Here is a 26,076-nt window from a genome sequence, read left to right on the forward strand (position 1 = left end):
GAGTTTGATAAGCTTTGGTAGCCTCTCGGCCCCGCGGCTATTCAGTGCTTTACCTCCGGTAATCTAACACAAGGCTAGCCCTAAAGCTATTTCGGGGAGAACCAGCTATCTCCGAGTTCGATTGGAATTTCTCCGCTACCCACACTTCATCCGCCGCCTTTTCAACGGAGGTCGGTTCGGGCCTCCATGGCGTTTTACCGCCACTTCACCCTGAGCATGGGTAGGTCACTCGGTTTCGGGCCCTATAAATGCAACTTGACGCCCTATTCGGACTCGCTCTCGCTTCGGCTGCGGACCAGAGGCCCTTAACCTTGCTGCATTCATACGCTCGCCGGACCGTTCTACAAAAAGTACCACATCACACCTTGACGTGCTCTGTGTGCTTGTAAGCACAAGGTTTCAGGTTCTATTTCACTCCCCTCCCGGGGTGCTTTTCACCTTTCCTTCACAGTACTATACGCTATCGGTCACCAGGTAGTGTTTAGGCTTGGAGGGTGGTCCCCCCGGTTTCCCACCGGGTTTCTCGTGTCCGGTGGTACTCTGGATACAGCCCCCTGCTCTCACTTTTCGCCTACAGGATTCTCACCTTCTATGATCGGCCGTCCCATGCCGTTCGGCTAAGTGATTGCAATGGTTTACGCTGTCCACAACCCCGGAAGTGTTTCCACTTCCGGTTTGGCCTTCTCCGCGTTCGCTCGCCACTACTTGCGGAATCTCGTTTGATTTCTCTTCCTCGCCCTACTTAGATGTTTCAGTTCAGGCGGTTCCCCACGTGCAGCTATGGATTCACTGCACGCTGACGGAGTATGGCTCCGCCGGGTTGCCCCATTCGGATATCCACGGATCAATGCCTGCTTTCGACTCCCCGTGGCTTTTCGCAGATCGCTGCGTCCTTCATCGGCTCCTGGTGCCAAGGCATTCCCCTTGCGCTCTTTGTAGCTTGACCTTATGTGTCAATCGGAATTTTACCCAACGAACTTGCTTCGCAAGACGTATGTTCAAGCAAGCCCACTGCTTACACAGCTGCTCAGCCTGAAACTTCCGCCGCTACTCGCTTCGTTCATTAAAAAAATTGCAGATTAGAACATTATTCAGTTTTCAAGGTCCCCCCGCCTGCGGCGGAGGCAAGTTCAGGAAAGTCGCTGCTTACGCGGCTGCTCAGCCTGAAATCTTACCTCTTTTGCAAGCGGTTTTGCGATCCATCTGTTCTTGCTTCGATCCGTCTCGCTTTCGCGGCGGCCGACCTCTGCTTTGAACAAACTTCCCGCGAATTGTGTGCAGGCTATGCCCGCTGGTGGGCTCAAGTGGACTCGAACCACCGACCTTGCGCTTATCAGGCGCACGCTCTAACCACCTGAGCTATGAGCCCATGCAATCCGAGCATCTCGGTCGTCCGTTCCCGCCCGGGCCATTTGGTTTGCCTGCAACCGGCATGCATGCTTTGGCTTCCTCAACGTCGACGCTTGGCCTCGCGGCTTTGCATTTTCGTTTTCGGCTGCCTTGGCGCGTCATATCCGCCGCAGGCGTGGTGGAGATGAGGAGAATCGAACTCCTGACCCCCTGCGTGCAAAGCAGGTGCTCTCCCAGCTGAGCTACACCCCCTACTCGCCGTAGCGGCAAGTTCACCGCTGCGCGGCGCAAGTTCAGGAAAATCTCCTGTTCTCGGACTGCTCAGCCTGAAAGCTATACCCCACGCTTTGCCTGGGAATCGGTCGTCCTATTCTCTTTTCCACCGTTTGAAGGTTCTTTGGGACGCCGCCCGTCTTCAAACTGCCGTCATGCTTCCTGCATCGGGGCTGTTCGCTCCCAATCCGATCTGCATGGCCGGCGGCTTAAAAGCGGACCGCGTCCGCCCGGACCCTCAAAATTAAACAACATCTTTCCACAAATCCCTGCGCTGACACTGTTCCTAAAGAAACGAGTCTCCTTAGAAAGGAGGTGATCCAGCCGCACCTTCCGATACGGCTACCTTGTTACGACTTCACCCCAATTACCGATTCCACCTTCGGCGGCGGGCTCCTTACGGTTACCCAACCGACTTCGGGTGTCCCCGGCTCTCATGGTGTGACGGGCGGTGTGTACAAGGCCCGGGAACGTATTCACCGCGGCATGCTGATCCGCGATTACTAGCAATTCCATCTTCATGCAGGCGGGTTTCAGCCTGCAATCTGAACTGAGACCATTTTTAGGGGTTCGCTCCACCTCGCGGCCTTGCTTCCCTCTGTTGATGGCCATTGTAGTACGTGTGTAGCCCAGGTCATAAGGGGCATGATGATTTGACGTCATCCCCACCTTCCTCCGTTTTGTCAACGGCGGTCTGAATAGAGTGCTCTTTCGTAGCAACTATTCACAAGGGTTGCGCTCGTTGCGGGACTTAACCCAACATCTCACGACACGAGCTGACGACAACCATGCACCACCTGTCTCACCGCTCCCCGAAGGGCACTCCCCCATCTCTGGGGGATTCGGTGGATGTCAAGACCTGGTAAGGTTCTTCGCGTTGCTTCGAATTAAACCACATACTCCACTGCTTGTGCGGGCCCCCGTCAATTCCTTTGAGTTTCAACCTTGCGGCCGTACTCCCCAGGTGGATTGCTTATTGTGTTAACTCCGGCACGGAAGGGGTCAGACCCCCCACACCTAGCAATCATCGTTTACGGCATGGACTACCAGGGTATCTAATCCTGTTTGCTACCCATGCTTTCGTGCCTCAGCGTCAGTAAAAGCCCAGCAGGCCGCCTTCGCCACTGGTGTTCCTCCCGATATCTACGCATTTCACCGCTACACCGGGAATTCCGCCTGCCTCTACTTCACTCAAGAGCGACAGTTTTGAATGCAGGCTCCGGGTTGAGCCCGGAGTTTTCACATCCAACTTGCCGCCCCGCCTGCGCACCCTTTACACCCAGTAATTCCGGACAACGCTTGCCACCTACGTATTACCGCGGCTGCTGGCACGTAGTTAGCCGTGGCTTCCTCCTTGGGTACCGTCATTGATTCGTCCCCAAAGACAGAGGTTTACAATCCGAAGACCTTCTTCCCTCACGCGGCGTCGCTGCATCAGAGTTTCCTCCATTGTGCAATATCCCCCACTGCTGCCTCCCGTAGGAGTCTGGGCCGTGTCTCAGTCCCAATGTGGCCGGCCAACCTCTCAGTCCGGCTACCGATCGCGGGCTTGGTGAGCCGTTACCTCACCAACTACCTAATCGGACGCGAGCCCATCCCTCAGCGGATTACTCCTTTGATGGCAGAGCCATGCGACTCCGCCATGTCATGCGGTATTAGCGTCCGTTTCCAGACGTTATCCCCCTCTGAAGGCCAGGTTGCTCACGCGTTACTCACCCGTCCGCCGCTAAGTCCCGAAGGACTCCGCTCGACTTGCATGTGTTAGGCGCGCCGCCAGCGTTCGTCCTGAGCCAGGATCAAACTCTCCAACATATGGTTCTTAAAAGGCCGAAGCCTGAAAAGACACGCTTTGGAGCTTTTGAAAGCTCTTTGAACATCTGGCTTAAAAATCCAAATGTGTTTGCGGATAAATCCGCGTTTTGGTACTCAAAGTACCGAATTGAACACAGGGTTTGTGTTTAGACGTTGTTTAATTTTCAAGGTCCGGAACCGCACCGTGAGGCGTGAACCCCAGAGGCGCGACGCTTATTATACCACACAACATTCCGCTTTGTCAAGAACTTTTTTGAAATTCTTTTTTTGGCGGTCTGCCGGAGCAGAAGCGCTCAAGTAGTATACCACAGAGCAATCAATCTGTCAAGCGTTTTGTTTGAAGATTTTTTGCCCGCACCCTTTCAGGAGACCGTTCCCCGGCCGCCGCACGCACAAAACGCTTGCTTCATGCGGCTTTCGGCGGGCCGTTTCGCGGTGCCCTCCGTAAAGGTGCCCTAATAGTATATCAAATACACAACTGCATGTCAAGCATTTTTGCAAGGTTTTTTCGCGTGCGCATAAAAGGCGCTATAGCATGCAGGATGCCCACTTATGGCACCTATATACACCGGCCGCTATCCGAGCGTGGGCATCACCTGATAGTTTTCGGAATCGGACGAAAACGGGCTGGCGCTGTCGAACGTACCCAGCACATGGTCTGGCCTGGTGATAAAATTGAAATAGGTGTAGCTTTTTTTATCGCTCTGCACATATTTGCCCGACGCCGTCTGAATGACCGGGTCGTCAAATGTCGCATCCACCTGATACCACTTGCCCACATAGACGAAATCCCAAGCGTGCGGGCCGGATTCTCCCCCGCTGCTGGCCGTTCCGGTGACATACAAGGCATGCAGGCCCGCGCTGTCCAGCAGCAGTTTCAGGGCTTTGGCATAGCCTTCACAGACTGCCGACCCTTCCGCCAGCGCACCGCAGGCCGTAAACGCAAGCGGATAAGCATCCGGATTGTTCGCAGCATCGATGTTATAGGAACACTTTTCCACCAGCGCATCATGCAGCGCCAGTTCTTTTTTCACGGGATCGGTTTTTGCCGCCGCCTGCGCAAGCATGGGCAGCGCCGCAGCACGCATCTGTTCCCGCATGTCCGCCACCCTATCCGCAGTGTATGCGTAGCTGAACGATATGGTGAACTGCCGGGCGCCGCCCAGGCCATATGTATAGGACATGGAGGTGCTGTTCAGATAAAACACTTCCGGGTGGTCGCTGATGACGTACTGCACGATTTTCTGCATGGCGGTGGGCGTTGCCGTGCTGTCCAGCGTGACCCGGGGCTGCACGCCCACCAGCCCCGCCTGCACCCGGTCATAGGTCGCCTGTTCGGCCGCACTGAGCAGTGTGCGGCCGTAGGGATACACCGAAAGCCCCTGCATGCCCGTCTGGGCATATTCGCCGGAAGGCGCGGCGGTCGTCTGGACAGGCGCCGCATCCTGTACAGGTACGGATACCGTGCCCTGCGTGGTGGGCAGGGGTTGGCCGCCCGACACGGTGTTCCGCCAGTTTCCGGCCGCGCTGCCCGCCGCCGATTCCAGGCCGGACAATCCTCCTTCAAGCAGGGACTGAATGCCGATATCCTGCCCAAAAACCGCTATTGCGTAGACCATCACGCCCAACATGACAAATGCATAGATGTACTTCGCGATTTTTCCCATGGTTCTCCTCCGCCGAAAGGTATGGCAGCACAGCCTACCATTCGGTCAGCGCTTGTGAAAAGGATCTCTATCAGTATACCAGTTTTCTCAAAAAACAGGCAAGTACCATGTTATTCCATATCCGGCAGTTTTTCATTGCTTTTCTCTGGTAAACGACCGCTTGATTGTATCGGCTGTCCGATTCTGTACATATATTATAAACTAGACGAGAGATTGAGGTGATTGGCATGCATTGTCCAAAAGGCATGAACGGCACCCAATATGTGGCGCTGGTGGCTGCGCTGTCTTCCCTGCTCTCGGAAAACCTCGATGCGGAAAACACGCTGATCTTGGCGGAGCTGCTCAACCAGGTGAGCGATCAACTGCTGATCATCTCCGCGTTCAAGGCAACGGAAGAAGAACGGCGAAAAAAAGCCGGCGCGAACAACACGCTGGCTGAAAACCTGGTGGATGCCGCCATCATCGACCAGCTTACATAATCCGGTTCTCCTCTGAAGGGTGAACCGGATTTGCGGAATGATTTTGGGCCCTGTAAGGGCGGAAATGAAAACAGACTGTCCCGCTCCAGCCGACAACGTGGACGCTGGCAGGCGGAAAATCATTCGCAAGGACATCAAACCGTATCAGGGGCGGTTCCTTTTATGCCGGGCCAGCCACGCCTTTGCGTGGCGGATGTCCCGCTCCATCTGTGTTTTCAGCTCCTCCACGCCGGCAAAGCGCTCCTCCGGCCGCAAAAATGTATGAAGCGCCACCTCAATCCAACGATCGTACAGATCGCCGTCATAATCAAAGATGAACGTTTCACACAGCACATCATCGGAACCTACGGTGGGCTTCACCCCCACACTGGCCACGGCATCCCGCCAGCAGCCGTCCACCAGCGCGGACGCCGCATACACACCATAGCGCGGGCACACGTGCCCGTCCGGGATGCGCTGGTTGATGGTGGGAATACCCAGTTTGCGCCCCAACTGCCTGCCATGTATCACCGGGAACTCCAGCGTGAACGGCCTGCCCAGCAAACGGGCGGCATCTTCCATCCGCCCGTCCACAATCTGCTCACGGATGCGGGTGGAGCTCACCGGACCGTCCGCGTCGCATACCGGAGGGACGCGCACGGCGGTAAACCCATACCGCTCCCCGAACCGCTCCAGTTCCGCCGGTCCCGCCTTGCCCCCCGCGCCAAATGTATAGTTGAACCCGCAAAACGCAGCTTTCGTTCGGATCGGAACCAGTACGTTCTGTATAAATTCCTCTGCAGATAACGATTTGATCGTCTTGAAGTCCAAATAGATCAAAAAATCGACCTGCATCGCGGCAAAGATCCGCTCGCGCTGCCGGGCGGTGGTAAGCTCCGGAGCGCGGCGGTTTTTCAGGACCTGGGCGGGGTGCTCGGTGAAGGTGACCAGCGCCGTGCGTAAACCGGTTTCCTGCGCGGCACGTATCACGGCGGCATGACCAACATGCACCCCGTCGAACATCCCCAGAATCACTGCCACCGGCTCCCGCATATCCGGCAGTTTATCCGCACGGTAGATTTCCACTTTCATCCCTCCCGGCCAACATGCATTTCACCCGCAGCACCTGTTTGGCCCCATCTGTTTCACCCAATCCCAAAAAGGCGCCGTCCGGTGCATGCACACGGCACAAACCCACAGGCGGCGCACCTTCCACGCGCTCCAACGAAAGGAACCCGCCATTGCGGAACCGCACCGCCTGTTTGTCGGTCAAAACAACATCATTAAGTATATTAAACGGATATTCTACATCCAGTATCTTTTCTTGCAGTAAATCAGCCGCCGCAAACCGCTCTAACTCCTCGATGGTGCAGGCCTGCTCCAAAGTGAAGCTGGCAGCGGCTGTACGCGTCAGAGCCGTCATGGTGGCCCCGCAGCCCAGTGCTTCCCCGATATCCTCCACCAGCGTGCGGATATACGTCCCGCTCGAGCAGGTGACCGAGAGTGTATAGTCCCCGTCCCCCGCTTCCAGCAACGCGAGCGCGCGGATGGTCACCGGGCGAGCCGCCCGCTCCACCACCTCGCCGCGCCGCGCCAGTTCATACAGGCGCTGCCCGTTCTGGTGCACGGCGGAATACATGGGCGGCACCTGCAGGATGTCTCCGGTGAAGGCGGGCAGCGCGTGCGCCACGTCCGACTTGCCCGCCGATACCGGGCGGGTCTCCAGCACCTTGCCGGTGCAGTCGCCCGTGTCGGTACGCACACCCAGGCGCATGCGCGCGATGTAGGATTTATCGGTGCACGGCAAAAGCCCGATGGCACGGGTCGCCTGCCCCAAAAAGAGGGGCAGCACGCCGGTCGCCATCGGGTCCAATGTGCCCGCATGCCCGATTTTGCGCAGATGCGCAAGTCTGCGCACACGCGCCACCGCGCCGAACGAGGTAATCCCCGCAGGTTTATTCAGTATCAGAATGCCATCCATGTTGATCCAGTGCCTTTTCCACCACGTTCAGAATCGCTGTTTTCACGTCCGCAAGCGTACCCTCGATCTTGCAGCCTGCCGCAGCCTTATGTCCACCGCCGCCAAAATGGGCACAGATAGCCGATGCGTCCACACCTTCGTTGGTGCGGACCGATAATTTATAGAGCCGATCCCCTTTTTCGTGGATGGTGATACCTACCTGCACGCCCTCCACTTGCACGGGCAGGGACGCAAACCCTTCCATGTCGCTTTCCGCGGCGCCGGTTTTCTCCCGCATGTCGAGCGAAATGACGATAAGTGCCGCGCGCCCATCCAAATGGAACTCCATCGTCTGCAACGCCATTTGCTCCACGGCCAGCCGCTGGCGGCTGACCGTCTCAAACAACCGCTTGTTGATGGCCGCCGTATGAGCGCCGCACTCCAGCATCTCCGCCGCCAGTCGCAGCGCCTTGGCTCCCGTGTTGCTGTAGCGGAAGCACCCGGTATCGGTTGAGAGACCCGTGTAAATACAGTCGGCAATATTTTTTGTAATTTTTACCTCAAGTTTTTTAAGCAGGTCGGCCATGATCTCGCAGGTGGACGATGCCGTGGGCAGCAGCAGTACACGTTCGGCATACTGCGTGTTGGAGGGATGATGGTCGATGCAGAGCGCCACTTTGTCCGCATAGATCGCATTGGCTTTGCCGAACAACTGTGTGTCGGCAATATCGGACGTGACGATCACACGCGGCTCAAACACAGGAACATCCGGCAGCGCCAGATGGCCGTAGCGCGGCGGGATAGGGTCGGAGCAGGAGACGCGGGCGCGCTTGCCCAGCGCGCGCAGGCCCAGGCAGAGCGCATACGACGAGCCGATGGTATCGCCGTCCGGCGAGGCGTGCGCCAAGATGAGAAAATCATCCTCTTTCCGCAGGAACGCAGCAGCCTCTGCATAGGTGACGTTGCGGTTTTCAGATCTGTCCATGCTCTTCATCCTTTTTGATATCCTGCAGCAGATGTGCGATGTGCGCGCTATGCTCCATAGAGTCATCCGCGACAAACCGGAGTTCCGGCGTTTTGCGGACATGCAGGCGGGCCGAGAGGGTTTTGCGCGCAAAACCCGCGGCGCTTTTCAGCCCCTCCACCGCCTGGGCGGTATCCCCGCCCACCGCGCTCACATACACTTTCGCATAAGACAAGTCGTTTGAAACGTCCACCCGCACGATGCTGACCAACCCGCTGATGCGTGGATCTTTCAGCCCCCGCACAATGTCGGACAGTTCCCGCTTGATATCCTCTGTTAAACGATCCAGCCGATAACCCGGCATTTCCACTCACCCTTTCCCGCCCGCCGCCCCGCGGCAGACACGCCCGCACCGGGCGCGCTTTTGCTTCCGTTGTATCTGCCACGTTGACACGCGACACCGCGCTGCCTTGCGCGTCATGCCCACCGCAAGGTGTGTGCGGTTCGTCCTGTTCAGTCGCGGTATTCTTCCATAATGAAGGACTCGAAGATGTCGCCTTCCTTGATGTCGTTGTATTTTTCAAGGCCAATACCGCATTCAAAGCCCTGCTGCACTTCCTTGGCGTCATCCTTAAAGCGCTTGAGCGAAGAAATCTCATCCTCGGTGATGACGATGCCGTCGCGCACCACGCGGATCTGCGAACCGCGCGCCACTTTGCCTTCCAGCACATAGCAGCCCGCGATGGTGCCCACGTTGGAAATCTTGTAGACCTGCCGCACTTCCGCACGGCCGAGCTGCACTTCACGCACTTTCGGGGCAAGCATGCCTTTCATGGCGGATTCGACTTCCTCGATGCAGTCGTAGATAACACGGTACATCCGGATCTCCACACCCGCCATGACGGCATTGTCGCGCGCGGCGGTCTCCGGCCGCACGTTGAATCCGATGATAAGCGCGTTGAACGCGTCTGCAAGCTGCACATCCGATTCATTGATGGCGCCCACGCCGCTGTGGATAACCTTGAGTTTAACCTCGTCGTTTGAGAGCTTGAGCAGGGACTGCTTGAGTGCTTCGGCGGAACCCTGGACATCCGCCTTGACAATCACGTTGAACTCCTTGATCTCGCCCTGCTGCATCTGGGCAAACAGATTGTCGAGCGTGACTTTCTGCATCGCGCCGAACTGTTCTTCCTTCTCCTTGGCGCGGCGCTGTTCCACCAGCTCGCGGGCCATGCGCTCATCCTGCACACAGTGGAAGATGTCGCCGGCTGCCGGCACTTCCGAGAGACCGGTCACTTCCACCGGCACCGAGGGTCCCGCTTCCTGCAGCTTGCGGCCGTTTTCGTCCGTCATAGCGCGCACATGGCCCACCGTCGTTCCCGCGATGAGCACGTCACCGGTACGCAGGGTGCCGTTCTGCACAAGCAGTGTAGCGACCGGGCCGCGGCCCTTATCCAGCTTGGCCTCAATGACCACGCCGGTGCCCGCGCGGTTGGGATTGGCGCGCAGGTTTTTCAGGTCGGCCACCAGCAGCACCATTTCAAGCAGCTTGTCGATATTTTGATGCTTTTTGGCGGAGATCGGCACACAAATGGTCTCGCCGCCCCATTCCTCGGGCACCAGACCGTGCTCGGTCAGCCCCTGCATCACACGCTGGGGATCGGCGCCGGGCTTGTCGATTTTATTGATGGCCACAATGATGGGAGTTTCCGCCGCCTTGGCATGGTTGATGGCTTCGATGGTCTGCGGCATGATGCCGTCATCCGCCGCCACAACCAGAATGGCGATATCAGTCGCCTGCGCGCCGCGCGCACGCATGGAGGTGAACGCCGCATGACCGGGCGTATCCAGGAAGGTGAGATAACGGTCCTGCAAATGCACACGGTAGGCGCCGATGTGCTGGGTGATGCCGCCCGCCTCGCCGGTAGCCACATCGCTGTGACGGATGGCGTCGAGCAGCGAGGTCTTACCGTGGTCAACGTGGCCCATAACCACCACGACCGGGCTGCGGGGTTTGAGATCTTCCTCTTTGTCGGCACTGTCGTCGATGAGCTGTTCCTCAATGGTGACCACGACCTCGCGCTCGACTTTTGCGCCGAATTCCAGCGCGGCCAGCGCCGCGGTATCGTAATCGATGGTATCGGAGATGGCGGCCATCACGCCCATGCCCATCAGCTTTTTGATGAGGTCCGCCGCCGTCACCTTCAGACGCGCAGCAAGCTCGCCCACCGCGATCTCGTCCGGGATGCTGACTTTCAGCTGAACCTTTTTGCTCTTTTCAAACGCCAGCCGCTTGAGTTTTTCCGCCTCGGTCTCCCGGCGCGCATAGTTTGGGCGGCGGTTGGCCGAACGCTGGTGAAGCTTCTGCTTACGCTGGATATTATCTTTCGCGTTGCGGTCGGGCGTGATCTCCTCATAATGCATATTGTATTTGTCGAGTTCGACCTGCGCGCCGCGTGTATCCACATGCCGTACCGTGCGGTCGGCCGCGCTCGGGCGCGGGCCGGTGTGCTGCGCCGCTGGCCTCTGCTGGCTCTGCTGTGCAGGCCGCTGGGCCGGTGCGTTGGGCGGGCGGTGCTGGGGGTTGCCGTGCTGGGCATGCGCCTGCTGCGCGGGGTGGTTGTTCTGCGGCCGGGCAGCCTGCGCCGGATGGCGCGCAGGCTGCGGGTTGCTGTGCGGATGCGTGGGCGCGCTTTGCGCTGCATTTCCGTTTGCAGCCGGCTGCGGCGCGGCTTCTTTTGCCGGACGTTCCTGCGCCGTCTCGGGTTTCTTCATATTAAAATACTGATCGAAGTTCTCCACCTCCTTTTGTTTGGTGTAATGTTCAAAAACCAGATTGAGTTCCTCCTCGGTCAGAGCCGTCATGTGCTTACGGGGTTCGCTGTAATATTTTCCGAGAAAGTCAATCACATCTTTGCTTGGCACGCCCAGATCCTTGGCCACTTCATGTACGCGATATTTCATGATCATACTTGCCATCATCCTCCTGTTGCGCCGTTTCACACAGTTCGATCACCCGTTTTGCAAAAGATGCGTCGGTGATCGCCGCCACGGCCGTATCCCCTCTGCCAATGCAGGCCCCCAGCCGCTGTTTATCCAACCCTGTTTGCAAACAGGGTGTTTTGGTTTCCTCACAGGCGCGGCGCACCGATTTTTCCGTGCGCGCGGAAGCATCCGTGGAAAGCAGCACGGCCAGCGCCCTGCCGAACGCCACGTCCTTGAGCACCGCATCGGTGCCGAACGTCAGCTTACCCGCACGCCTTGCAAACCCCAGAAGTCCCTGCAGCTTATTCGCCATTTGCAAGTTCCTCCTCCAGTTTCGCAAAAACCGCTTCCGGTATCGCGCTGCCAAACGCGCGCTCCAACCGTTTGGCTTTGCGGGCTTTTTTCAGACAATCGGGATTCTTGCAGAGGTAAGCGCCGCGGCCCGGCTTTTTCCCCGTGGCATCCAGCGAAATCTCCCCGTCGGTGCCACGCACCACGCGCACCAGTTCTTTTTTCGGTTTCATCTCGCCGCATCCCGTGCACATGCGCATGGGCGTTTTTTTCGGCTGCATACGGCCCCTCCTCTGCTCATGGATTCCTCATGCCGGTCTTCCGTTCATTCCGCGTCCGGCTCGGTCTCTGCCGCTTCAAACGCGGCGGCCATGTTGGTCTGGCGCGGCTGCGGATCTTCGTCCGCGCCGCTCTCCGGCCGAATGTCGATGCGCCAGCCAGTCAGCTTGGCGGCCAGGCGCACGTTTTGTCCCCGGTTGCCAATGGCGAGCGAAAGCTGATCGTCCGGCACGATCACACGGGCGCGGCGTTCTTTTTCGTCGGTGGTCACTTCCACCACGGCGGCCGGCGCCAGTGCGGCGGCAATGTATTGGCCGATGTCCTGCGCATAGGGAATGAGGTCGATCTTCTCCCCGTGCAGCTCTTCCACAATATTGCCCACGCGTCCGCCTTTTGGCCCGATGCAGGAGCCGATGGCATCCACATCCTCGTTTTTGGAGGCGACCGCCACTTTGGTGCGAGAACCCGGCTCGCGCGCGATGCCCATAATCTCCACCGTGCCGTCGTAAATCTCCGGCACTTCCAACTCGAACAGACGGCGGATCATGCCGGGATGGGTGCGGGAAACCAGCGTGCGCACGCCTTTTTCCCCGTTTTTGACCTCCACCACATACACCTTCACCATCTGGCCCTCGCGCAGCTGCTCGCCGGGAATCTGCTCGTTGGCGGGCATCACGGCCTCGGCACGGCCGATGTCCAGATAAGCGCTGCCGGTCACGCTGTCGATGCGGGAGATGCCGGCCGTCACCATTTCATGCTGGCGGGACATGCTCTCGTCCTTGATGATCTCGCGCTCTACCTCGCGGATACCTTGCCGAATGACATGCTTGGCTGTCTGCGCGGCGATGCGGCCGAATTTTCTGGTATCCAGCTCGATGTCCACCGTGTCCCCAATGGTCACGCGGGGGTCAATGGCTTTCGCCTCGTCCAGATAGATTTCCATCTGGGGGTTCTCCACCGTTTCGCTCACGGTTTTGCGCAACGCCACGCGGAAGATACGCTTTTGCGGGTCCAGTTCCACGATGGTGTTGTCGCCTGTTTTATAGTTATGCTTGACGGCGATGGTGATGGCATTGGCGATTTTTTCAGCCAGATGGCCTTCCGGGATGCCCTTTTCTTTTTCCAAAGCCTCAAGTGCGTCAAAAAATTCCGCATTCATGACGGTTCATTTCCTCCTGTATTCCAATCGAAATCATCGGACGCTTTCACAAAAGCGGCCTGCGCCTTTTTTATCTGCAAAACACCCTCGGGCGTTTCCAATGTCAGGGTTCCATCGGCAAAGGCCGTGAGCGTGCCGTTTACTTCCCGCCGGCCGTCTTCCAGCGGGCGGATGAGCCGCACGTGCACTTTCTTGCCGATGAACGCCTGAAAGTGTGCATCTCTTTTCAGTTCCCGCTCGATGCCGGGCGAAGAAACTTCCAAATAATACTGCTGAGGGATGAGGTCCGCCTCATCCAGCGGGCCATCGATAGCGCGGCTGAATGCTTCGCAGTCCTCGATGCCAACGCCGCCGTCTTTGTCGATGTAAATGCGCAGAAACCACGACGCGCCCTCCTTGACATATTCGATGTCCCAAATGGAAAGGCCCAGCGTTTCCGCAACCGGCAGCGCGAGCGCTTCCACCCGCGAAACCACGCTTTTCCCAGCCGCCATGCTTCCTCCTCCGGATGGACGCTGCGCTCCCGATCGGGTATGGAAGCCGCCGCCCTTTAAACAAACGAAAGAGTGGGTTGCCCCACTCTTTCACCATACGTTCCTACTATATCAGTATATCCCGTTTGGCCAGGAAATGCAAGTCTTTCTTTTAAAAGACTAAACATTTACTCCACCACCGTTGCGGAAGCGACAAAGCAGGGGCGGGTTTCCACCTGGCCTTCAAAGAACACGGTATTTCCTTGCCGCCTGGCGCGGATGCCGATGGTCTCCTGTTCTTTGGCCTCGCCCAGAAAATCAATCTTGAACCCCGAGAACGCATGCCCGGAAAATCCATCCGGGAAAAAGTCGCAAAGCATATCCACATAGACGGCGTTGTTGACATGCCCGTTCGAATCGAGATCGGAATAGCGCACCACGCGTTTGCCCGCGCGGCATACACCGGGAACCGGTTCCCCTTCGCTGCTGAACAGCAGGCCTGAACGCTGTTTTTCCAGCGGCACGGGCATCGGGCCGTCCGACGTCGTCTGCATGCCTTCCGGTACGGGAAACTTTGAAGGCCGCACGATACGGTGGGTATCGGGATCGACCAGCACCCAGTGCGAACCGAGTTCGATACAGAGTTCGTCGCCCGAGCAGATACGCAGGCCACGCCCGAATTTGACGCCCTCCACCCCGCAAAACCAGGTCTCCGCATCCACGGTCTCTCCATACGCCGGCAGGCGATGGATGCGCACGGCCGCTTCCACCAGCAGGAACACCATTCCATATTGCTCGCGCAGCACCGAATAACTCAGCCCCAGCTCTTCCAGATGACGCCCCGCGGCCTCCTGCAGCAGGCGCAGGATCATGGAGTATTTCATTTTGCGTGTCGCGCCAATATCAAAAGAGGTTAGATGAACCGGCAAAATATAACTTTCCACATTTTCCACCATTCTATGTTGAAAATAATTCAGTTTGCAGAATTCGGAACCGGAATGACATCCACACCCATAAGGCCCCGAAGCACTTCCGGCACCGTGACGGAACCGTCCTCGTTCTGATAGTTTTCCAAAATGGCCGCGACCGTGCGGCCGATGGCTACGCCGGACCCGTTGAGCGTATGCACAAAACGCGTTTTATCGCGCGCACCGTCTTTGAACCGGATAGATGCGCGGCGCGCCTGGTAATCTTCAAAATTCGAGCAGGAAGAAATTTCCACATACCGGCCGTAGGACGGCATCCAGACCTCGATGTCGTAGGTTTTGGCGCTCGAAAAGCCAAGATCGCCCGCGCACAGCGTGACCACATGGTACGGCAGGCCCAGTCCTTGCAGAACACGTTCGGCGTCGCCTGTCAGTTTTTCCAGTTCTTCATACGAGTCTTCCGGCCGCACAAACTTGACCAGTTCCACCTTGTTGAACTGGTGCTGGCGGATCAAACCGCGGGTATCGCGTCCGGCCGAGCCCGCTTCCTCCCGGAAGCAGGCCGAATAGGCGCAGTATTTGATGGGAAGCTGCGCGCCGTCCAAAATCTCATCGCGGTGGAAATTGGTCACCGGCACCTCGGCTGTGGGGATCAGAAACAGGTCTTCCTTATCAATATGGAACGCGTCGTCCTCAAATTTTGGAAGCTGACCGGTACCGGTCATGGACGCGCGGTTGACTAAAAACGGGGGCAGAATCTCGGTGTAGCCGTTGGCGGTGTGGGTATTGAGGAAATAGTTGATGACGGCGCGCTCCAGTCTGGCACCCAGCCCTTTATAAAAATGGAAGCGCGCTCCGGTCACTTTGGCCGCCCGTTCCGGATCGAGGATACCCAGTTTTGCACCGATGTCCCAGTGCGCCTGCGGCTCAAAACCAAAATCGCGCGGCGTGCCGAAGCGCCGTTTCTCCACGTTTTCGCTGTCATCCTGCCCTTCCGGCACGCTCTCGTGCGGCACATTGGGAATGGATAGCAACTGCGCGCGCAGGGCTTCTTCCGTTTCACGCAGTTTGGCGTCGTTTTCCTTAATATCGTCGGAGAGTTCTTTCATCCTCGCCAGCAAGGCCTGGGCTTCTTCCTGTTTGCCCTCTTTTTTCAGAACCGGAATCTGCTTGCTGCTTTGGTTCTGCTCCGATTTTTCCGCGTCGGTGCTCAAAATCAGGCTGCGCCGCAGATCGTCCAGCCGCAGCACCGCGTCGATGTCGATTTCTTTGTGCCGCACCCGCATCCCTTTTTTAACTCGTTCGGGATCGTTCCGTATTTCCTTGATATCCAGCATTGAAAGACACTTCCTGTTCCTAGTATTTTCGTACCGACTGATCAGAATATGGGGACCTGTAAATAGTATGGACAAAAACCGGCGCTCCGGCACGTTGCCGCCCGCAGGCTCATTCTCCCGCCAGGCGCTTAACCAGCGCGCGCAGGTCGTCCTCTCCATAGTATTCCAGGGATAGCATACCTTTTCCTTTGCCCTCCATCACCTTGACCTTGCGGCCGAAAAGGTCGGTCAGGCTGCGCTCGGTTTCCACCGCAAAGACGCTCGGCAACGGTTTTTCTTTGGTTTCCCCTTTGCCATAGTGCTTGACCAGCTTTTCCAGCTCGCGCACCGAAAGTTTTTTTGCGACCGCCAGATCGGCCAGCTCATTCTGAGCCTGTTCGTTATCCAACGCGAGCAGCGTGCGCGCGTGCCCTTGTGAAAGCCGGCCATCCTGCACCATCGCGCGGATTTTTTCCGGCAGACTGAGCAGGCGCAGCGCATTGGCCACAGCGGGACGCGATTTGCCGACCCGCGTTGCCACCTCATCCTGCGTGAGACCGTAGGTCTCAATCAACGCATGGAATCCCTCGGCTTCTTCGATGGGATTGAGGTCTTCGCGCTGCAAGTTCTCGATAAGCGCCACTTCCAGCACGGCCGTGTCGTCCATTTCCCGGATGACGACCGGCGCTTCGGACAAACCAGCCATCCGCGCGGCACGCCATCGGCGCTCACCCGCCACCAACTGATAGGTGCCGGTGCCCGGGATGGGCCGCACCAGCAGCGGTTGCAAAATGCCATGCTGTCGGATGGAATCCGCAAGCTGCGAGAGTGCTTCCGGCTCAAATTCCTTGCGTGGCTGATCGGTGTTCGGTTCGATCTCTGAAAGACGCAGGTTTACCGGTGCGGATGCGTCGCCGGTCGCATTGTCCGCAAACAGAGCATCCAGCCCTTTTCCAAGCCCCCGCTTCATGATGCCGTTCCCTTCTTTTCGGTGTTTTGTTCTTCAATTTCCAGCGCAAGTTCGCGATAGGCTTCGCTGCCCTTGGAATGACCGTCGTAATACAGGACCGGCTGCCCGAAGCTGGGAGCTTCCGAAATGCGTACATTGCGCGGCACTACGGTTTTATAAACTTTGCGCGGGAAAAACTTCTTGATTTCCTGCACCACCTGCATGGTCAGGTTCAGACGGCCGTCAAACATGGTGAGCAGCACGCCTTCGATCTCAATAGACGGATTGTAGAGCCGCTTGACCATGCGCACCGTGGCAATCAGCTGTGAGAGCCCTTCCAGTGCATAATATTCGCACTGCGCCGGAATCAGCAGCGTATCTGCCGCGCTCAGCGCGTTTAGGGTAATCAGCCCCAGCGAAGGCGGACAGTCAATCAAAATGTAATCGTACTGCTCACGCACGGGCAGAAACGTCCGCTTAAGCATTTCTTCGCGGTGCTCGGCATCCACCAATTCGATTTCCGCGCCCGCCAGTTCAATGTTTGCGGGCAGAATATCCACATTTTGAAACTGTGTATGTACCAGCACGTCTTCCGCTGTGGCCTGCCCGATCAGGATATCATAGGTGCTCTTTGGCAGTTCCCGTTTGTTTACACCCATGCCACTGGTTGCATTGCCCTGCGGATCAACGTCTGTGAGTAATACACGCTGCCCCAGTTCACCCAGCGCCGCCGCCAGATTCACCGTTGTTGTGGTTTTGCCAACGCCGCCTTTTTGGTTGGCAATGGCGATTATTTTACCCACCGTGCTTCCTCCTTATCGGATATCTGACAAAACGCTCCTCGTCTGTCCCGGTCTGGCAAACAGGCCTGTCCTTCGTCCTTTTGCTTTGTTCATATTTCTTTTATTACAAAGCCTCACTGGCTCTCATTATAGCATGCCCGTCAGTCAAAAAAAAGGCTGATACCGGAAATTTTATGAATTGTTTCACGTGAAACAAAAGACGAGGACATTTTTGTGTTTCACGTGAAACATTCAAACACAAAAACCCGCTTTGGCTTATATGCCAAAACGGGTTTTTGCGACCATGGGCAAGTTTCTTTATGCACTCTTCCGTTTACCTTTTGGAATTCGCACCACATACTCAATATAGTCGCCGCATTCACGCTGCGTAGTCTCCGCATCAATGCCGGAGCGCTTCATAATTTTAACGGCATTGGACATCGTATTGAAAAAAAGCCTCACATCTTTAATCAAAGGCATGGATCGCCCGGCGGGATGCGGATGCGGCGGATTGAGCATTTCCTCCACCAAACGGTCGGTTTCGGCAACATTAAGTTTTCCGTTCAGGATGCGCTGTAAGGCCGCAGCCTGCAAAGACGGAGGAAGACGCAATAAGGCCCGCGCATGGCGTTCCGTCAGGCCCTTCTCCATGATAATATCTCGCACTTCAGGCGTGAGCTGCAAGAGCCGTAGCTTGTTCGCGATGGTGGGTTGGCTTTTTCCTAGTTTGGCGGCCACCTGCTCCTGTGTCATGCCCACCGTTTCTACCAAGCGGCACATGCTCTCCGCTTCCTCAAAGAAATGCAGATCCTGCCGCTGGAGATTTTCAAGCAGGGCAAATACGGCGGATTCCTGCACGGTGGCATCCAGAAGAATGCAAGGCGCGGTTTTGTATCCGACAAGCCGCAGCGCGCGCAGCCGCCGTTCTCCCGCCACCAGTTCATACATGCCGTTGCCGATATTACGTACACTAAGCGGCTGCAAGATTCCATTTTCCTGAATGCTTTCCGCCAACCCCTGCAATGCTTGCTCATCAAACAATCGCCGCGGCTGCCAGGGACTGGGGCGAATCTGTGCAATGGGGATTTCGATCACACGCACAGCCTTCTCTTTTACCGCAATTCCAAACATCGAGATTGCACATCCTTTCCATCTGGTTTGTCCACATCCCGTTTAAACATTGGATGGGGCCTGTCCGTTTCCTACAAGAAAAGAATAGCACATTTTACATAATATTTCCATATATTTCCGTATAAATCGTTCGACAAATTCCTTGCCCTTTTTCTGTAAATCGTGCGATTACAACGGCTTTTTCTTCATTTTTCCGCCCGGACGCGGGTAAATGGCCGGGGTTTGCCCTGTTTTGGCAACCTCGATCAGTGTACGGGAAAAATCCGTTCCAGGCAACGTAAAGGTATGCACACCACGTATTTCCCCACCCAAGGTCTGAATCGCTTTTGCGGCTTTATCTGCTTCCGTGGCGCCGTCCGGCCCTTTCATCGCCACAAACTTTCCTCCCGGTTTTACAAACGGCAGACAATATTCAGCCAGCGCATGCAAATTGGCCACCGCCCGCGCGGTCACATAATCGAACGTTTCACGCAAAGCCGGATCGCGTCCGGCTTCCTCCGCACGTGCATGCAGGCAGACCACTTCTTGCAGCCCCAGAGCCGCCGCCAATTCCGAAAGAAAGTGGATGCGTTTCTGTGTGCCGTCCATGCAGGTGAGCCTCAAGTCGGGCCGTGCAATCCTCAACACCATGCCCGGAAACCCTGCACCGCTGCCCACATCCAGTACAACCGCATTCTGCTCCGGTGGCACAAAGTGGAGCAACGAAAGCGAATCCAGAAAATGCTTGACTGCAATCTCCTGCCGATCGGTGATAGCGGTCAGATTGATCTTCTCGTTCCATTCCACCAGCAATCGGGCATATTGGTTCAACTGCCCAAGCTGCCCGTCTGTCAGCGGCAGATTCCATCCCCCTGTTTGGATGGCGTTTGTCAATTCCTTCATCGTTTCCTCCATGTTTCACGTGAAACAATCGGCGTCAGCCCCGCGCCTTTGCTCCAGATAAATCAGCAAGACGGAAATATCCGCCGGGCTCACTCCGGAAATACGCGACGCCTGCGCAATGTTGATCGGCCGCACAGCTTCAAGCTTGCTCATGGCCTCCAGCCGCAGACCGGAAACTGCCCGGTAATCGATATCCGGCGGCAAAACCCTCTGTTCCAGCCGGTGCATCTGTTCGATGGCCGCGTTCTCCCTCTTGATATACCCTTCATATTTGACAGAGATTTCAACCTGCTCCCGCACAGCCTCCGGCAAAACGGGACGGCCAAGGTCAAACGGTGCCAGCGCATCATAATGCACCTGCGGACGGCGCAACAGATCTGCCAGCTTCGCGCCGGTCGTCAACGGAGTCGTCCCCACTTGTTCCAGATACGCATTCAATTTCGCACTGGGCGGCAGAATGATCTTCTCCGTGCGCTGCCGCTCTGTTTGAATCTGCCGCTGCTTTTCTTTAAATCTGACAAAGCGCTCATCGGAAATCAACCCGATACGGTATCCGATTGGTGTCAGACGCATATCCGCATTGTCCTGCCGCAGCACCAGCCGGTACTCCGCACGTGAGGTCATCATGCGGTACGGTTCGTTTGTGCCTTTTGTCACAAGGTCGTCAATCAGCGTCCCAATATATGCCTGCGCACGCGAAAGCACCAGCGGTACCTCGCCTTTGATCTGCAGCGCTGCGTTGATGCCTGCCATCAATCCCTGCGCCGCAGCTTCTTCATAGCCCGATGTCCCATTGAATTGCCCTGCGCCGTAAAGTCCCTGCACCGCTTTGGTTTCCAGCATCGGCGTAAGCGCCAGCGGATCAATGCAGTCGTATTCGATCGCATAAGCCGTACGCATCATCCGGATGTGATCAAATCCCTTGATAGTGCGCAAAAACTGCATCTGCACTTCTTCCGGCAGCGATGAGGAAATTCCTCCCAGATAAAGTTCCTCTGTATCTTTACCCAGCGGTTCGATAAAGATCTGATGACGCTCCTTGTCGGCAAAGCGCACCACTTTGTCCTCAATGCTGGGGCAATACCGCGGCCCCACACCCTCAATACGCCCGGCATAGAGCGGCGAACGGTGCAGGTTCTCCCGAATGATGTGGTGTGTTTCCGCGTTGGTATAGGCGATATGGCACACAGCAGTATTCTCGCCGGGATTTTCCGTCTCAAAAGAAAATGGTATGACCGGATTGTCCCCCGTCTGCACTTCCAGTGTGGAAAAATCGATACTGGCGCGTTTTACACGCGCCGGTGTACCGGTTTTGAAGCGAAGCAAAGGGAGTCCCAATTTTTGTAAATTATCAGAAAGCAACGATGGTCCGAACATCCCATCCGGCCCGCTTTCATAGGAAACTTCACCGATATGCACCCGCCCGCGCAGATAGGTGCCGGTCGCAATCACCACCGCCCGCACTGTAAACACCGCGCCCAGCCGCGTGACAACGGCGGAAACCGCGCCTTTCCGAACACGGATCTCCACCACTTCGGCCTGTTTGAGATCCAGAAGCGGCGTGGTCTCCAGCACATGCTTCATCCGCGCGTGATAGGCGCGCCGGTCGCATTGCATCCGCAAGGAATGCACGGCGGGACCTTTGCCGCGGTTAAGCATACGGCTCTGCAAAAATGTTGCATCCGCAGCCCGGCCCATTTCGCCGCCGAGCGCGTCGATCTCCCGCACCAGATGCCCTTTTGCCGTACCCCCGATAGAGGGATTGCATGGCATATTGGCCACCGCATCCAGATTCAACGTAAACAAAACGGTGGGCACGCCAAGTCTGGCGCAGGCAAGCGCCGCTTCAATGCCTGCGTGCCCCGCGCCGATGACCGCCGCACCATATGCGCCCGCTTGATATTCCACAATGCATCCCCTGTCTGTTGAAAATAGTTTGCTTTTATTTTCCCACGCAGAACTGCGCGAATACTTTCTCAATCACCGCTTCGGACGCCTGTTCGCCGGTCAGTTCCGCCAACGCGTCCTCCGCTGTTTGCAGCCCGACCGACAGCACATCCAGCGTAAAACCCGCAATAAGTCCCTGACGGCTTTCCATAACGGCTGTTTTTGCCCGCAGCGCACAATCCAGCTGCCGCGCGTTGGCCAACATGCCCGCCCGCGGGTCAATCGCTTCCAGCCGAAACCGGTCGCGCAAACGCGTTTCCAGCGCATCCATTCCGTGCGCTTCGGCCGCCGAAATAGAGACCATATCCGGAAACACACTCCGTATTCGCGCCATGTCGCAGCGTTGTGGCAGGTCGGCCTTATTCAGGATGGCGATCACCCGTTTGCCTTGCAGCATGGAGAAGATTGACTCGTCTTCCCCATCCAATGGGCGCGATCCATCAAACAGGACAAACACCAGCATGGCCTGTTCGATTTTGCTCTTTGCGCGCGCCACGCCGATACGTTCCACCGGGTCGTCTGTTTCACGCAGCCCCGCCGTATCGAACAGATGAAGTGTCATTCCGGCAAACTGCGCGCTTTCTTCCACCACATCGCGCGTTGTCCCCGCAATTTCGGTGACGATGCTGCGTTCCTCACCCAGCAGACGGTTCATCAGCGTTGATTTTCCCACGTTCGGTTTCCCCACGATAGCCACCGTCACGCCGTCACGCAGCACCCGCCCCGTTTCATACTGCACGCAGAGCTTCTCCAGTTTTTCCTGCACTTCAGCGAGACGGGGAAGCACGCTTTCCCTTGTTAAAGCGGGAATATCGTCATCCGGATAATCAAAAAAGGCGGCCAGCTCGGCGGAAAGCTGGTAAAGAATCTCCTTGATCTGCCGAATTTCCCGGTAGAGCGCGCCTTCATGCTGGGCAATCGCCGCCCGTACCGCATCGGCGCTCTGCGCACCAATCAGCTGCATCACTGCTTCCGCTTCCGTCAGATCTATTCGCCCATGCAAAAACGCGCGTCTGGTAAATTCCCCCGGGCCGGCCAGACGCGCGCCGGTCGCGAGAAGCGCGGCCAATGTACGGCGCAGTATCGTCTCCCCGCCATGACAGGAAATCTCCACAACATCCTCGCCGGTATAGCTTTTCGGTGCCCGAAAAACCAGCACGACCGCTTCATCCACCGGCCCGTCCACGTCGCAAACCTGCCCAAAAGCGGCGGTATATCCTGCCATATCCGCCAGCGCTTTTCCTGATTTGGCATGAAAGACCCGCTGTGCGACTGTGAACGCACCATCTCCCGAAAGACGGATGACACCGATGCCGCCCGTACCATGCGGAGTGGCGATTGCCGCGATCGGTTCAAACTGCATCATATGCCTCCTTTGCACTCTTTTGCCGGGCGGGCTGAAAATGGAAAAGCCGTCCCGCCCCGCGCGCCGCAAACCACACAGATATCCTGCGTGATTGCCGGCAGACCGCGTCCCGGAACAGCCAGTTATCCCTTTATCCGACAACAGAACAGGTTCATGTCGTACGTTTATGCTGCTTTTCCGCACCGATCACGACACGCCGGTTCGGTTCCGCACCCACCGACCAACTGGCCGCACCGTGTACCTGCTGGACGGCCGTATGGATAATCCGCCGCTCGTAGGGGTTCATGGGTTCCAGTGTCGTGGTGCGCTTAGTCTTCACCGCGCCGAGCGCCAGGCGTTTCGCCAGCGCATAAAGTGTTTTCTCACGTTTTTTGCGGTAATCTCCGGTGTCCAGGGAAATGTGCTTGAACGATTCCTCGCCGCGGTTGGCAGCCAACGATGCCAGGTATTGCAGCGCGTCCAGTGTTTCGCCGCGATGACCGATGACCAGCCCCAGGTTTTCCCCTTGGATGTTCAGGTCGATATCCTCGCCCTCTGCCTTGGATTCCAACGCATATCCCGAAACACCCATCCGATCCAGAATACCGGAAAGATAATAGTCTGCCCGTTCTTCCGCTGTGAATTCCACCGTCGCGCGCACTTTCGCTTCGGAAGCGCCAAGCAGACCGAGCAGGCGTTTGGAAGGAAGTTGCAGGACTTCGATTTCGACCCTGTTCCGTTCCGCCGCCAACTGCTCACACGCTGCCTGAATCGCGTCTTCGACCGTCCGCCCGGCAGCAACTGCTTCCCGTTTCATTTCCCGACACCCCCCTGCACCGCATGTCTTTTTACCCGTTTGTTATCTGCGTCTTTTCTTTTTCCGTTTGGTTCCGCTGTTCACATGCGGCGGATTTTCCGTACTCGGGTTTTGTTCCTCCACCTGTTCTTCCAGCTCTTCCTTTTCACGCGCCACTGCAAGCCGTTTTCTGTTTTCTTCCATCAGCTTCTTTTTGGAAAGCTTTCCTTCAATGTCTTCTTCAGCCTGCTCCACTTCATCGCGCTCGGGGGCTTCTTCTTCGCTCTGTCCCCCACGCATTGAAGCCGCGAGCCGTTCCTCGCGCGCTTTCATGGATGCAGCCCGTTCGCGTTTGCGGTGCTCCGATTCCCGGTCATATTTTTCGGCAAGCTCTTTTGGATTGTAGAATTTATTGAGCAGCAGAATCTGCGCCAGCATAATAAGGTTGGATGCAATCCAGTACAGACCCACGCCGGACGGCACGGAAATGGAGATATAAGCAGACATCAACGGCATGATCAACATCATACCGATATTCATGCCCCCGGTTCCCGGGGCATTGGCCGCAATGTTGTTTTCCTTATTGATCCGGGTGCTCAGCCAAACCTGTATAAAAGAAGACAGATAGCAAAAGATCGGGATAAGCAGGTAGATGGAAATCTGCCAGCCCGGCACCACGGAAAGATCCAGCCCCAGAAAGTTAAAGTCCAGCTTGAGCACATTGGCCGGCAAAAACGAAAGCTTGTCCATATGATTTGGCATGAGCTTGGCCGCATAAATCTCCACCTGCCCGTTGGAAAGGGCCTGCGAAGGCGTGCTCATCTTGCCGAAAACACTGGGATAAGTCGTCTTTAAAATGGAAAAAAGATCATAGACCACCCGGTTTTTGACATCCACACTGAGCTGAACAATGTACAAAAGCGGATGATAAATAACATTATACAAACCGTATAATATTGGCAACTGAAACAACAGCGGCAGGCACCCACCCATCGGGTTAGCGCCCTCCTCCTGATACAGCTTCATCTGCTCTTCCTGCAGCTTCTGCTTATTGTTGGCGTGTTTTTTCTGCAGTGCCTGCAGCTTCGGCTGCAAACGCACGGTGTGGGCCATGCTCTTCTGCTGCTTTACGGCAAGCGGCACCAGAAGGATGCGGATGATAAGCGTGAGCAAAATGATGGCCAGACCATAGTTGTTGGTCAGCTGATAACAAAACCGCAGTAAAAAGCCAAGCGGGATATTGATGATATCAAATATATTGGTAAAACTGATCGCTGCCATGGCAACCTCCAAGCAGATGCATGCTTACGGTTTTTTGCGCGCGCCGCGCAGGGAAAACTGTTCCGGAACCGGGTCGATTCCCCCGGGGTTGAACGGATGACAGCGCAGGATGCGCCGCACCGCAAGCCAACCGCCGCGCAGCGCGCCAAACCGTTCGATGGCCTGCGCGGCATATTGGGAACATGTGGGATAATACCGGCAGGAAGGCGGCTTGAGCGGTGAAACAAAGCGCCGGTAAAATCGGATCAGCGCCAAAAGTAATTGTTTCATTTCTTTACGATACACGCGCTTTTAAACATGCCGCCCATCACCCGCAGAACATCGCCCATTTTGCAGCCGACCGTGCGGGTGCGGGCGACAAACACCAGATCCCACCCTGTTTTTGTCGCTGGCTCCAACTGACGGTAAGATTCGCGGATGATTCGCCTGGCCCGGTTGCGTGCGACGGCTTTTCCGATCTTTTTGCTGGTGGTGATACCAATGCGGTTGCACCCAAGGCGATTGCGCGCATAATACAGCACCAGGCAGGGATGCACCATGCTGCGCCCCCGGTGATACAGGCGGCGAAAATCCCGGTTTTCCGTCAGCGATATGGTGTTTTGCATCGATGCGTTTCGCCCCTGTCTTCCGTCCGGGATCTTGCGCCGGGCAAAGTTTCCCTCATTTTTCCGCCCCGGCGGCCTCTGCGGCCCGCCGCCATAAAAAAAGACCACCGGAAAGTGGCCTTCGTGTCAATAGGACAGCATCTTTCTGCCTTTTGCACGGCGTCTGGCAAGCACTTTGCGGCCGTTGCTGGTAGACATCCGGTTGCGGAAACCGTGTTTGCGTTTTCGGTGAATTTTTTTCGGCTGATACGTTCTGAGCATAATCCTCCGCCTTTCTGCATGATCCTTATCCCGGATATTATACCGTATCCACATGAAGACTGTCAACAATTTTTTAGCGGGAAGAAAAACCGACGGCATCATACGGCAGGATCATATATATGTAAGAATTCCAGTCCGGCAGGAAGCTTCTATTGATTTTCCTCTGCATTTTATGGTATTATAA

General features: G+C 56.6%; 24 protein-coding genes, 2 tRNA genes and 2 rRNA genes (1 of these 28 cut by a window edge). 1 reads left to right on the forward strand and 27 read right to left on the reverse strand.

Annotation, left to right across the window (positions count from 1 at the left end; translation table 11 throughout):
* The 5 genes from ETHHA_RS14010 to ETHHA_RS14030 all read right to left on the reverse strand — a co-directional run.
* A 23S ribosomal RNA gene (locus tag ETHHA_RS14010) occupies positions 1–946 on the reverse strand (it extends 1,886 nt beyond the left edge of the window).
* Positions 947–1,292: 346 nt separating this feature from the next.
* A tRNA-Ile gene (locus ETHHA_RS14015) sits at positions 1,293–1,369 on the reverse strand.
* A 157-nt stretch (positions 1,370–1,526) separates the two neighbouring features.
* Positions 1,527–1,602 (reverse strand) — tRNA-Ala (locus ETHHA_RS14020).
* A gap of 329 nt (positions 1,603–1,931) precedes the next feature.
* A 16S ribosomal RNA gene (locus ETHHA_RS14025) occupies positions 1,932–3,435 on the reverse strand.
* The 16S and 23S rRNA genes sit together here with 2 tRNA genes alongside, the layout of an rRNA operon.
* A 575-nt stretch (positions 3,436–4,010) precedes the next feature.
* The gene (locus ETHHA_RS14030) at positions 4,011–5,102 is read right to left on the reverse strand and encodes a transglutaminase domain-containing protein (RefSeq protein ID WP_013486612.1); all 1,092 of its coding nucleotides are present in this window, start codon (positions 5,100–5,102) and stop codon (positions 4,011–4,013) included.
* Between the two features lie 227 nt (positions 5,103–5,329).
* Here ETHHA_RS14030 and ETHHA_RS14035 point away from each other — a divergent pair, with 227 nt between their 5' ends.
* Entirely contained in the window at positions 5,330–5,581 is a 252-nt protein-coding gene (locus ETHHA_RS14035; RefSeq protein ID WP_013486613.1) for a hypothetical protein, read from the forward strand.
* A 144-nt stretch (positions 5,582–5,725) separates the two neighbouring features.
* On the opposite strand, the gene ribF is transcribed toward ETHHA_RS14035, so the two are convergent.
* The 22 genes from ribF to rpmH all read right to left on the reverse strand — a co-directional run bounded on the left by ribF (position 5,726) and on the right by rpmH (position 25,892).
* Entirely contained in the window at positions 5,726–6,646 is a 921-nt protein-coding gene (gene ribF / locus ETHHA_RS14040; RefSeq protein ID WP_013486614.1) for a riboflavin biosynthesis protein RibF, read from the reverse strand.
* The gene (gene truB, locus ETHHA_RS14045; RefSeq protein WP_013486615.1) at positions 6,624–7,541 is read right to left on the reverse strand and encodes a tRNA pseudouridine(55) synthase TruB; all 918 of its coding nucleotides are present in this window, start codon (positions 7,539–7,541) and stop codon (positions 6,624–6,626) included. The genes ribF and truB overlap by 23 nt, the downstream gene beginning before the upstream one ends.
* Complete coding sequence (locus ETHHA_RS14050; RefSeq protein ID WP_013486616.1) at positions 7,516–8,505, reverse strand: DHH family phosphoesterase; 990 nt, start codon at positions 8,503–8,505, stop codon at positions 7,516–7,518. The genes truB and ETHHA_RS14050 overlap by 26 nt, the downstream gene beginning before the upstream one ends.
* The gene (gene rbfA, locus ETHHA_RS14055; protein ID WP_013486617.1) at positions 8,492–8,848 is read right to left on the reverse strand and encodes a 30S ribosome-binding factor RbfA; all 357 of its coding nucleotides are present in this window, start codon (positions 8,846–8,848) and stop codon (positions 8,492–8,494) included. The genes ETHHA_RS14050 and rbfA overlap by 14 nt, the downstream gene beginning before the upstream one ends.
* A gap of 149 nt (positions 8,849–8,997) precedes the next feature.
* The gene (gene infB, locus ETHHA_RS14060; protein ID WP_013486618.1) at positions 8,998–11,454 is read right to left on the reverse strand and encodes a translation initiation factor IF-2; all 2,457 of its coding nucleotides are present in this window, start codon (positions 11,452–11,454) and stop codon (positions 8,998–9,000) included.
* Positions 11,429–11,782, reverse strand: a complete 354-nt coding sequence (locus ETHHA_RS14065) for a L7Ae/L30e/S12e/Gadd45 family ribosomal protein (protein ID WP_013486619.1) — start codon at positions 11,780–11,782, stop codon at positions 11,429–11,431. Before ETHHA_RS14065 ends, infB begins: the two co-directional genes overlap by 26 nt.
* Positions 11,772–12,041, reverse strand: a complete 270-nt coding sequence (gene rnpM, locus ETHHA_RS14070; RefSeq protein ID WP_013486620.1) for an RNase P modulator RnpM — start codon at positions 12,039–12,041, stop codon at positions 11,772–11,774. Before rnpM ends, ETHHA_RS14065 begins: the two co-directional genes overlap by 11 nt.
* Positions 12,042–12,085: 44 nt before the next feature.
* Positions 12,086–13,198, reverse strand: coding sequence for a transcription termination factor NusA (gene nusA, locus ETHHA_RS14075; protein ID WP_013486621.1), 1,113 nt, complete (start codon positions 13,196–13,198; stop codon positions 12,086–12,088).
* The gene (locus ETHHA_RS14080; RefSeq protein ID WP_013486622.1) at positions 13,195–13,692 is read right to left on the reverse strand and encodes a ribosome maturation factor RimP; all 498 of its coding nucleotides are present in this window, start codon (positions 13,690–13,692) and stop codon (positions 13,195–13,197) included. Before ETHHA_RS14080 ends, nusA begins: the two co-directional genes overlap by 4 nt.
* 167 nt (positions 13,693–13,859) lie before the next feature.
* Positions 13,860–14,615: an acyl-[acyl-carrier-protein] thioesterase gene (locus ETHHA_RS14840; protein WP_159033384.1), complete on the reverse strand. Its 756-nt coding sequence runs from the start codon at positions 14,613–14,615 to the stop codon at positions 13,860–13,862.
* Positions 14,616–14,644: 29 nt separating this feature from the next.
* Positions 14,645–15,934: a serine--tRNA ligase gene (serS, locus tag ETHHA_RS14090; protein ID WP_013486624.1), complete on the reverse strand. Its 1,290-nt coding sequence runs from the start codon at positions 15,932–15,934 to the stop codon at positions 14,645–14,647.
* A gap of 109 nt (positions 15,935–16,043) precedes the next feature.
* A complete protein-coding gene (locus ETHHA_RS14095; protein WP_013486625.1) occupies positions 16,044–16,883 on the reverse strand; it encodes a ParB/RepB/Spo0J family partition protein in 840 nt (279 codons plus the stop codon).
* Positions 16,880–17,665, reverse strand: a complete 786-nt coding sequence (locus ETHHA_RS14100) for a ParA family protein (protein WP_013486626.1) — start codon at positions 17,663–17,665, stop codon at positions 16,880–16,882. Before ETHHA_RS14100 ends, ETHHA_RS14095 begins: the two co-directional genes overlap by 4 nt.
* Positions 17,666–17,962: 297 nt before the next feature.
* Complete coding sequence (locus ETHHA_RS14105) at positions 17,963–18,775, reverse strand: ParB/RepB/Spo0J family partition protein (protein WP_013486627.1); 813 nt, start codon at positions 18,773–18,775, stop codon at positions 17,963–17,965.
* A gap of 168 nt (positions 18,776–18,943) precedes the next feature.
* Complete coding sequence (gene rsmG / locus ETHHA_RS14110; RefSeq protein ID WP_013486628.1) at positions 18,944–19,657, reverse strand: 16S rRNA (guanine(527)-N(7))-methyltransferase RsmG; 714 nt, start codon at positions 19,655–19,657, stop codon at positions 18,944–18,946.
* 15 nt (positions 19,658–19,672) lie between these two features.
* Positions 19,673–21,565: a tRNA uridine-5-carboxymethylaminomethyl(34) synthesis enzyme MnmG gene (gene mnmG / locus ETHHA_RS14115; protein WP_013486629.1), complete on the reverse strand. Its 1,893-nt coding sequence runs from the start codon at positions 21,563–21,565 to the stop codon at positions 19,673–19,675.
* Between the two features lie 34 nt (positions 21,566–21,599).
* Positions 21,600–22,970 carry a tRNA uridine-5-carboxymethylaminomethyl(34) synthesis GTPase MnmE gene (gene mnmE / locus ETHHA_RS14120; protein WP_106919257.1) on the reverse strand — a complete coding sequence of 457 codons (1,371 nt, stop codon included), beginning with the start codon at positions 22,968–22,970 and terminating at the stop codon, positions 21,600–21,602.
* A gap of 151 nt (positions 22,971–23,121) precedes the next feature.
* Positions 23,122–23,766, reverse strand: a complete 645-nt coding sequence (gene jag, locus ETHHA_RS14125) for an RNA-binding cell elongation regulator Jag/EloR (protein WP_013486631.1) — start codon at positions 23,764–23,766, stop codon at positions 23,122–23,124.
* 42 nt (positions 23,767–23,808) lie between these two features.
* Complete coding sequence (locus ETHHA_RS14130; protein WP_013486632.1) at positions 23,809–25,026, reverse strand: YidC/Oxa1 family membrane protein insertase; 1,218 nt, start codon at positions 25,024–25,026, stop codon at positions 23,809–23,811.
* A 24-nt stretch (positions 25,027–25,050) separates the two neighbouring features.
* Positions 25,051–25,296: a membrane protein insertion efficiency factor YidD gene (yidD, locus tag ETHHA_RS14135; protein WP_013486633.1), complete on the reverse strand. Its 246-nt coding sequence runs from the start codon at positions 25,294–25,296 to the stop codon at positions 25,051–25,053.
* Complete coding sequence (gene rnpA / locus ETHHA_RS14140) at positions 25,293–25,631, reverse strand: ribonuclease P protein component (protein ID WP_041687772.1); 339 nt, start codon at positions 25,629–25,631, stop codon at positions 25,293–25,295. The genes yidD and rnpA overlap by 4 nt, the downstream gene beginning before the upstream one ends.
* A 126-nt stretch (positions 25,632–25,757) precedes the next feature.
* Positions 25,758–25,892, reverse strand: a complete 135-nt coding sequence (rpmH, locus tag ETHHA_RS14145) for a 50S ribosomal protein L34 (protein WP_013486635.1) — start codon at positions 25,890–25,892, stop codon at positions 25,758–25,760.
* Between the last annotated feature and the right edge of the window lie 184 nt (positions 25,893–26,076).

Origin of the sequence: Ethanoligenens harbinense YUAN-3, assembly GCF_000178115.2 — a bacterium.
Classification (GTDB): domain Bacteria; phylum Bacillota; class Clostridia; order Oscillospirales; family Ethanoligenentaceae; genus Ethanoligenens; species Ethanoligenens harbinense.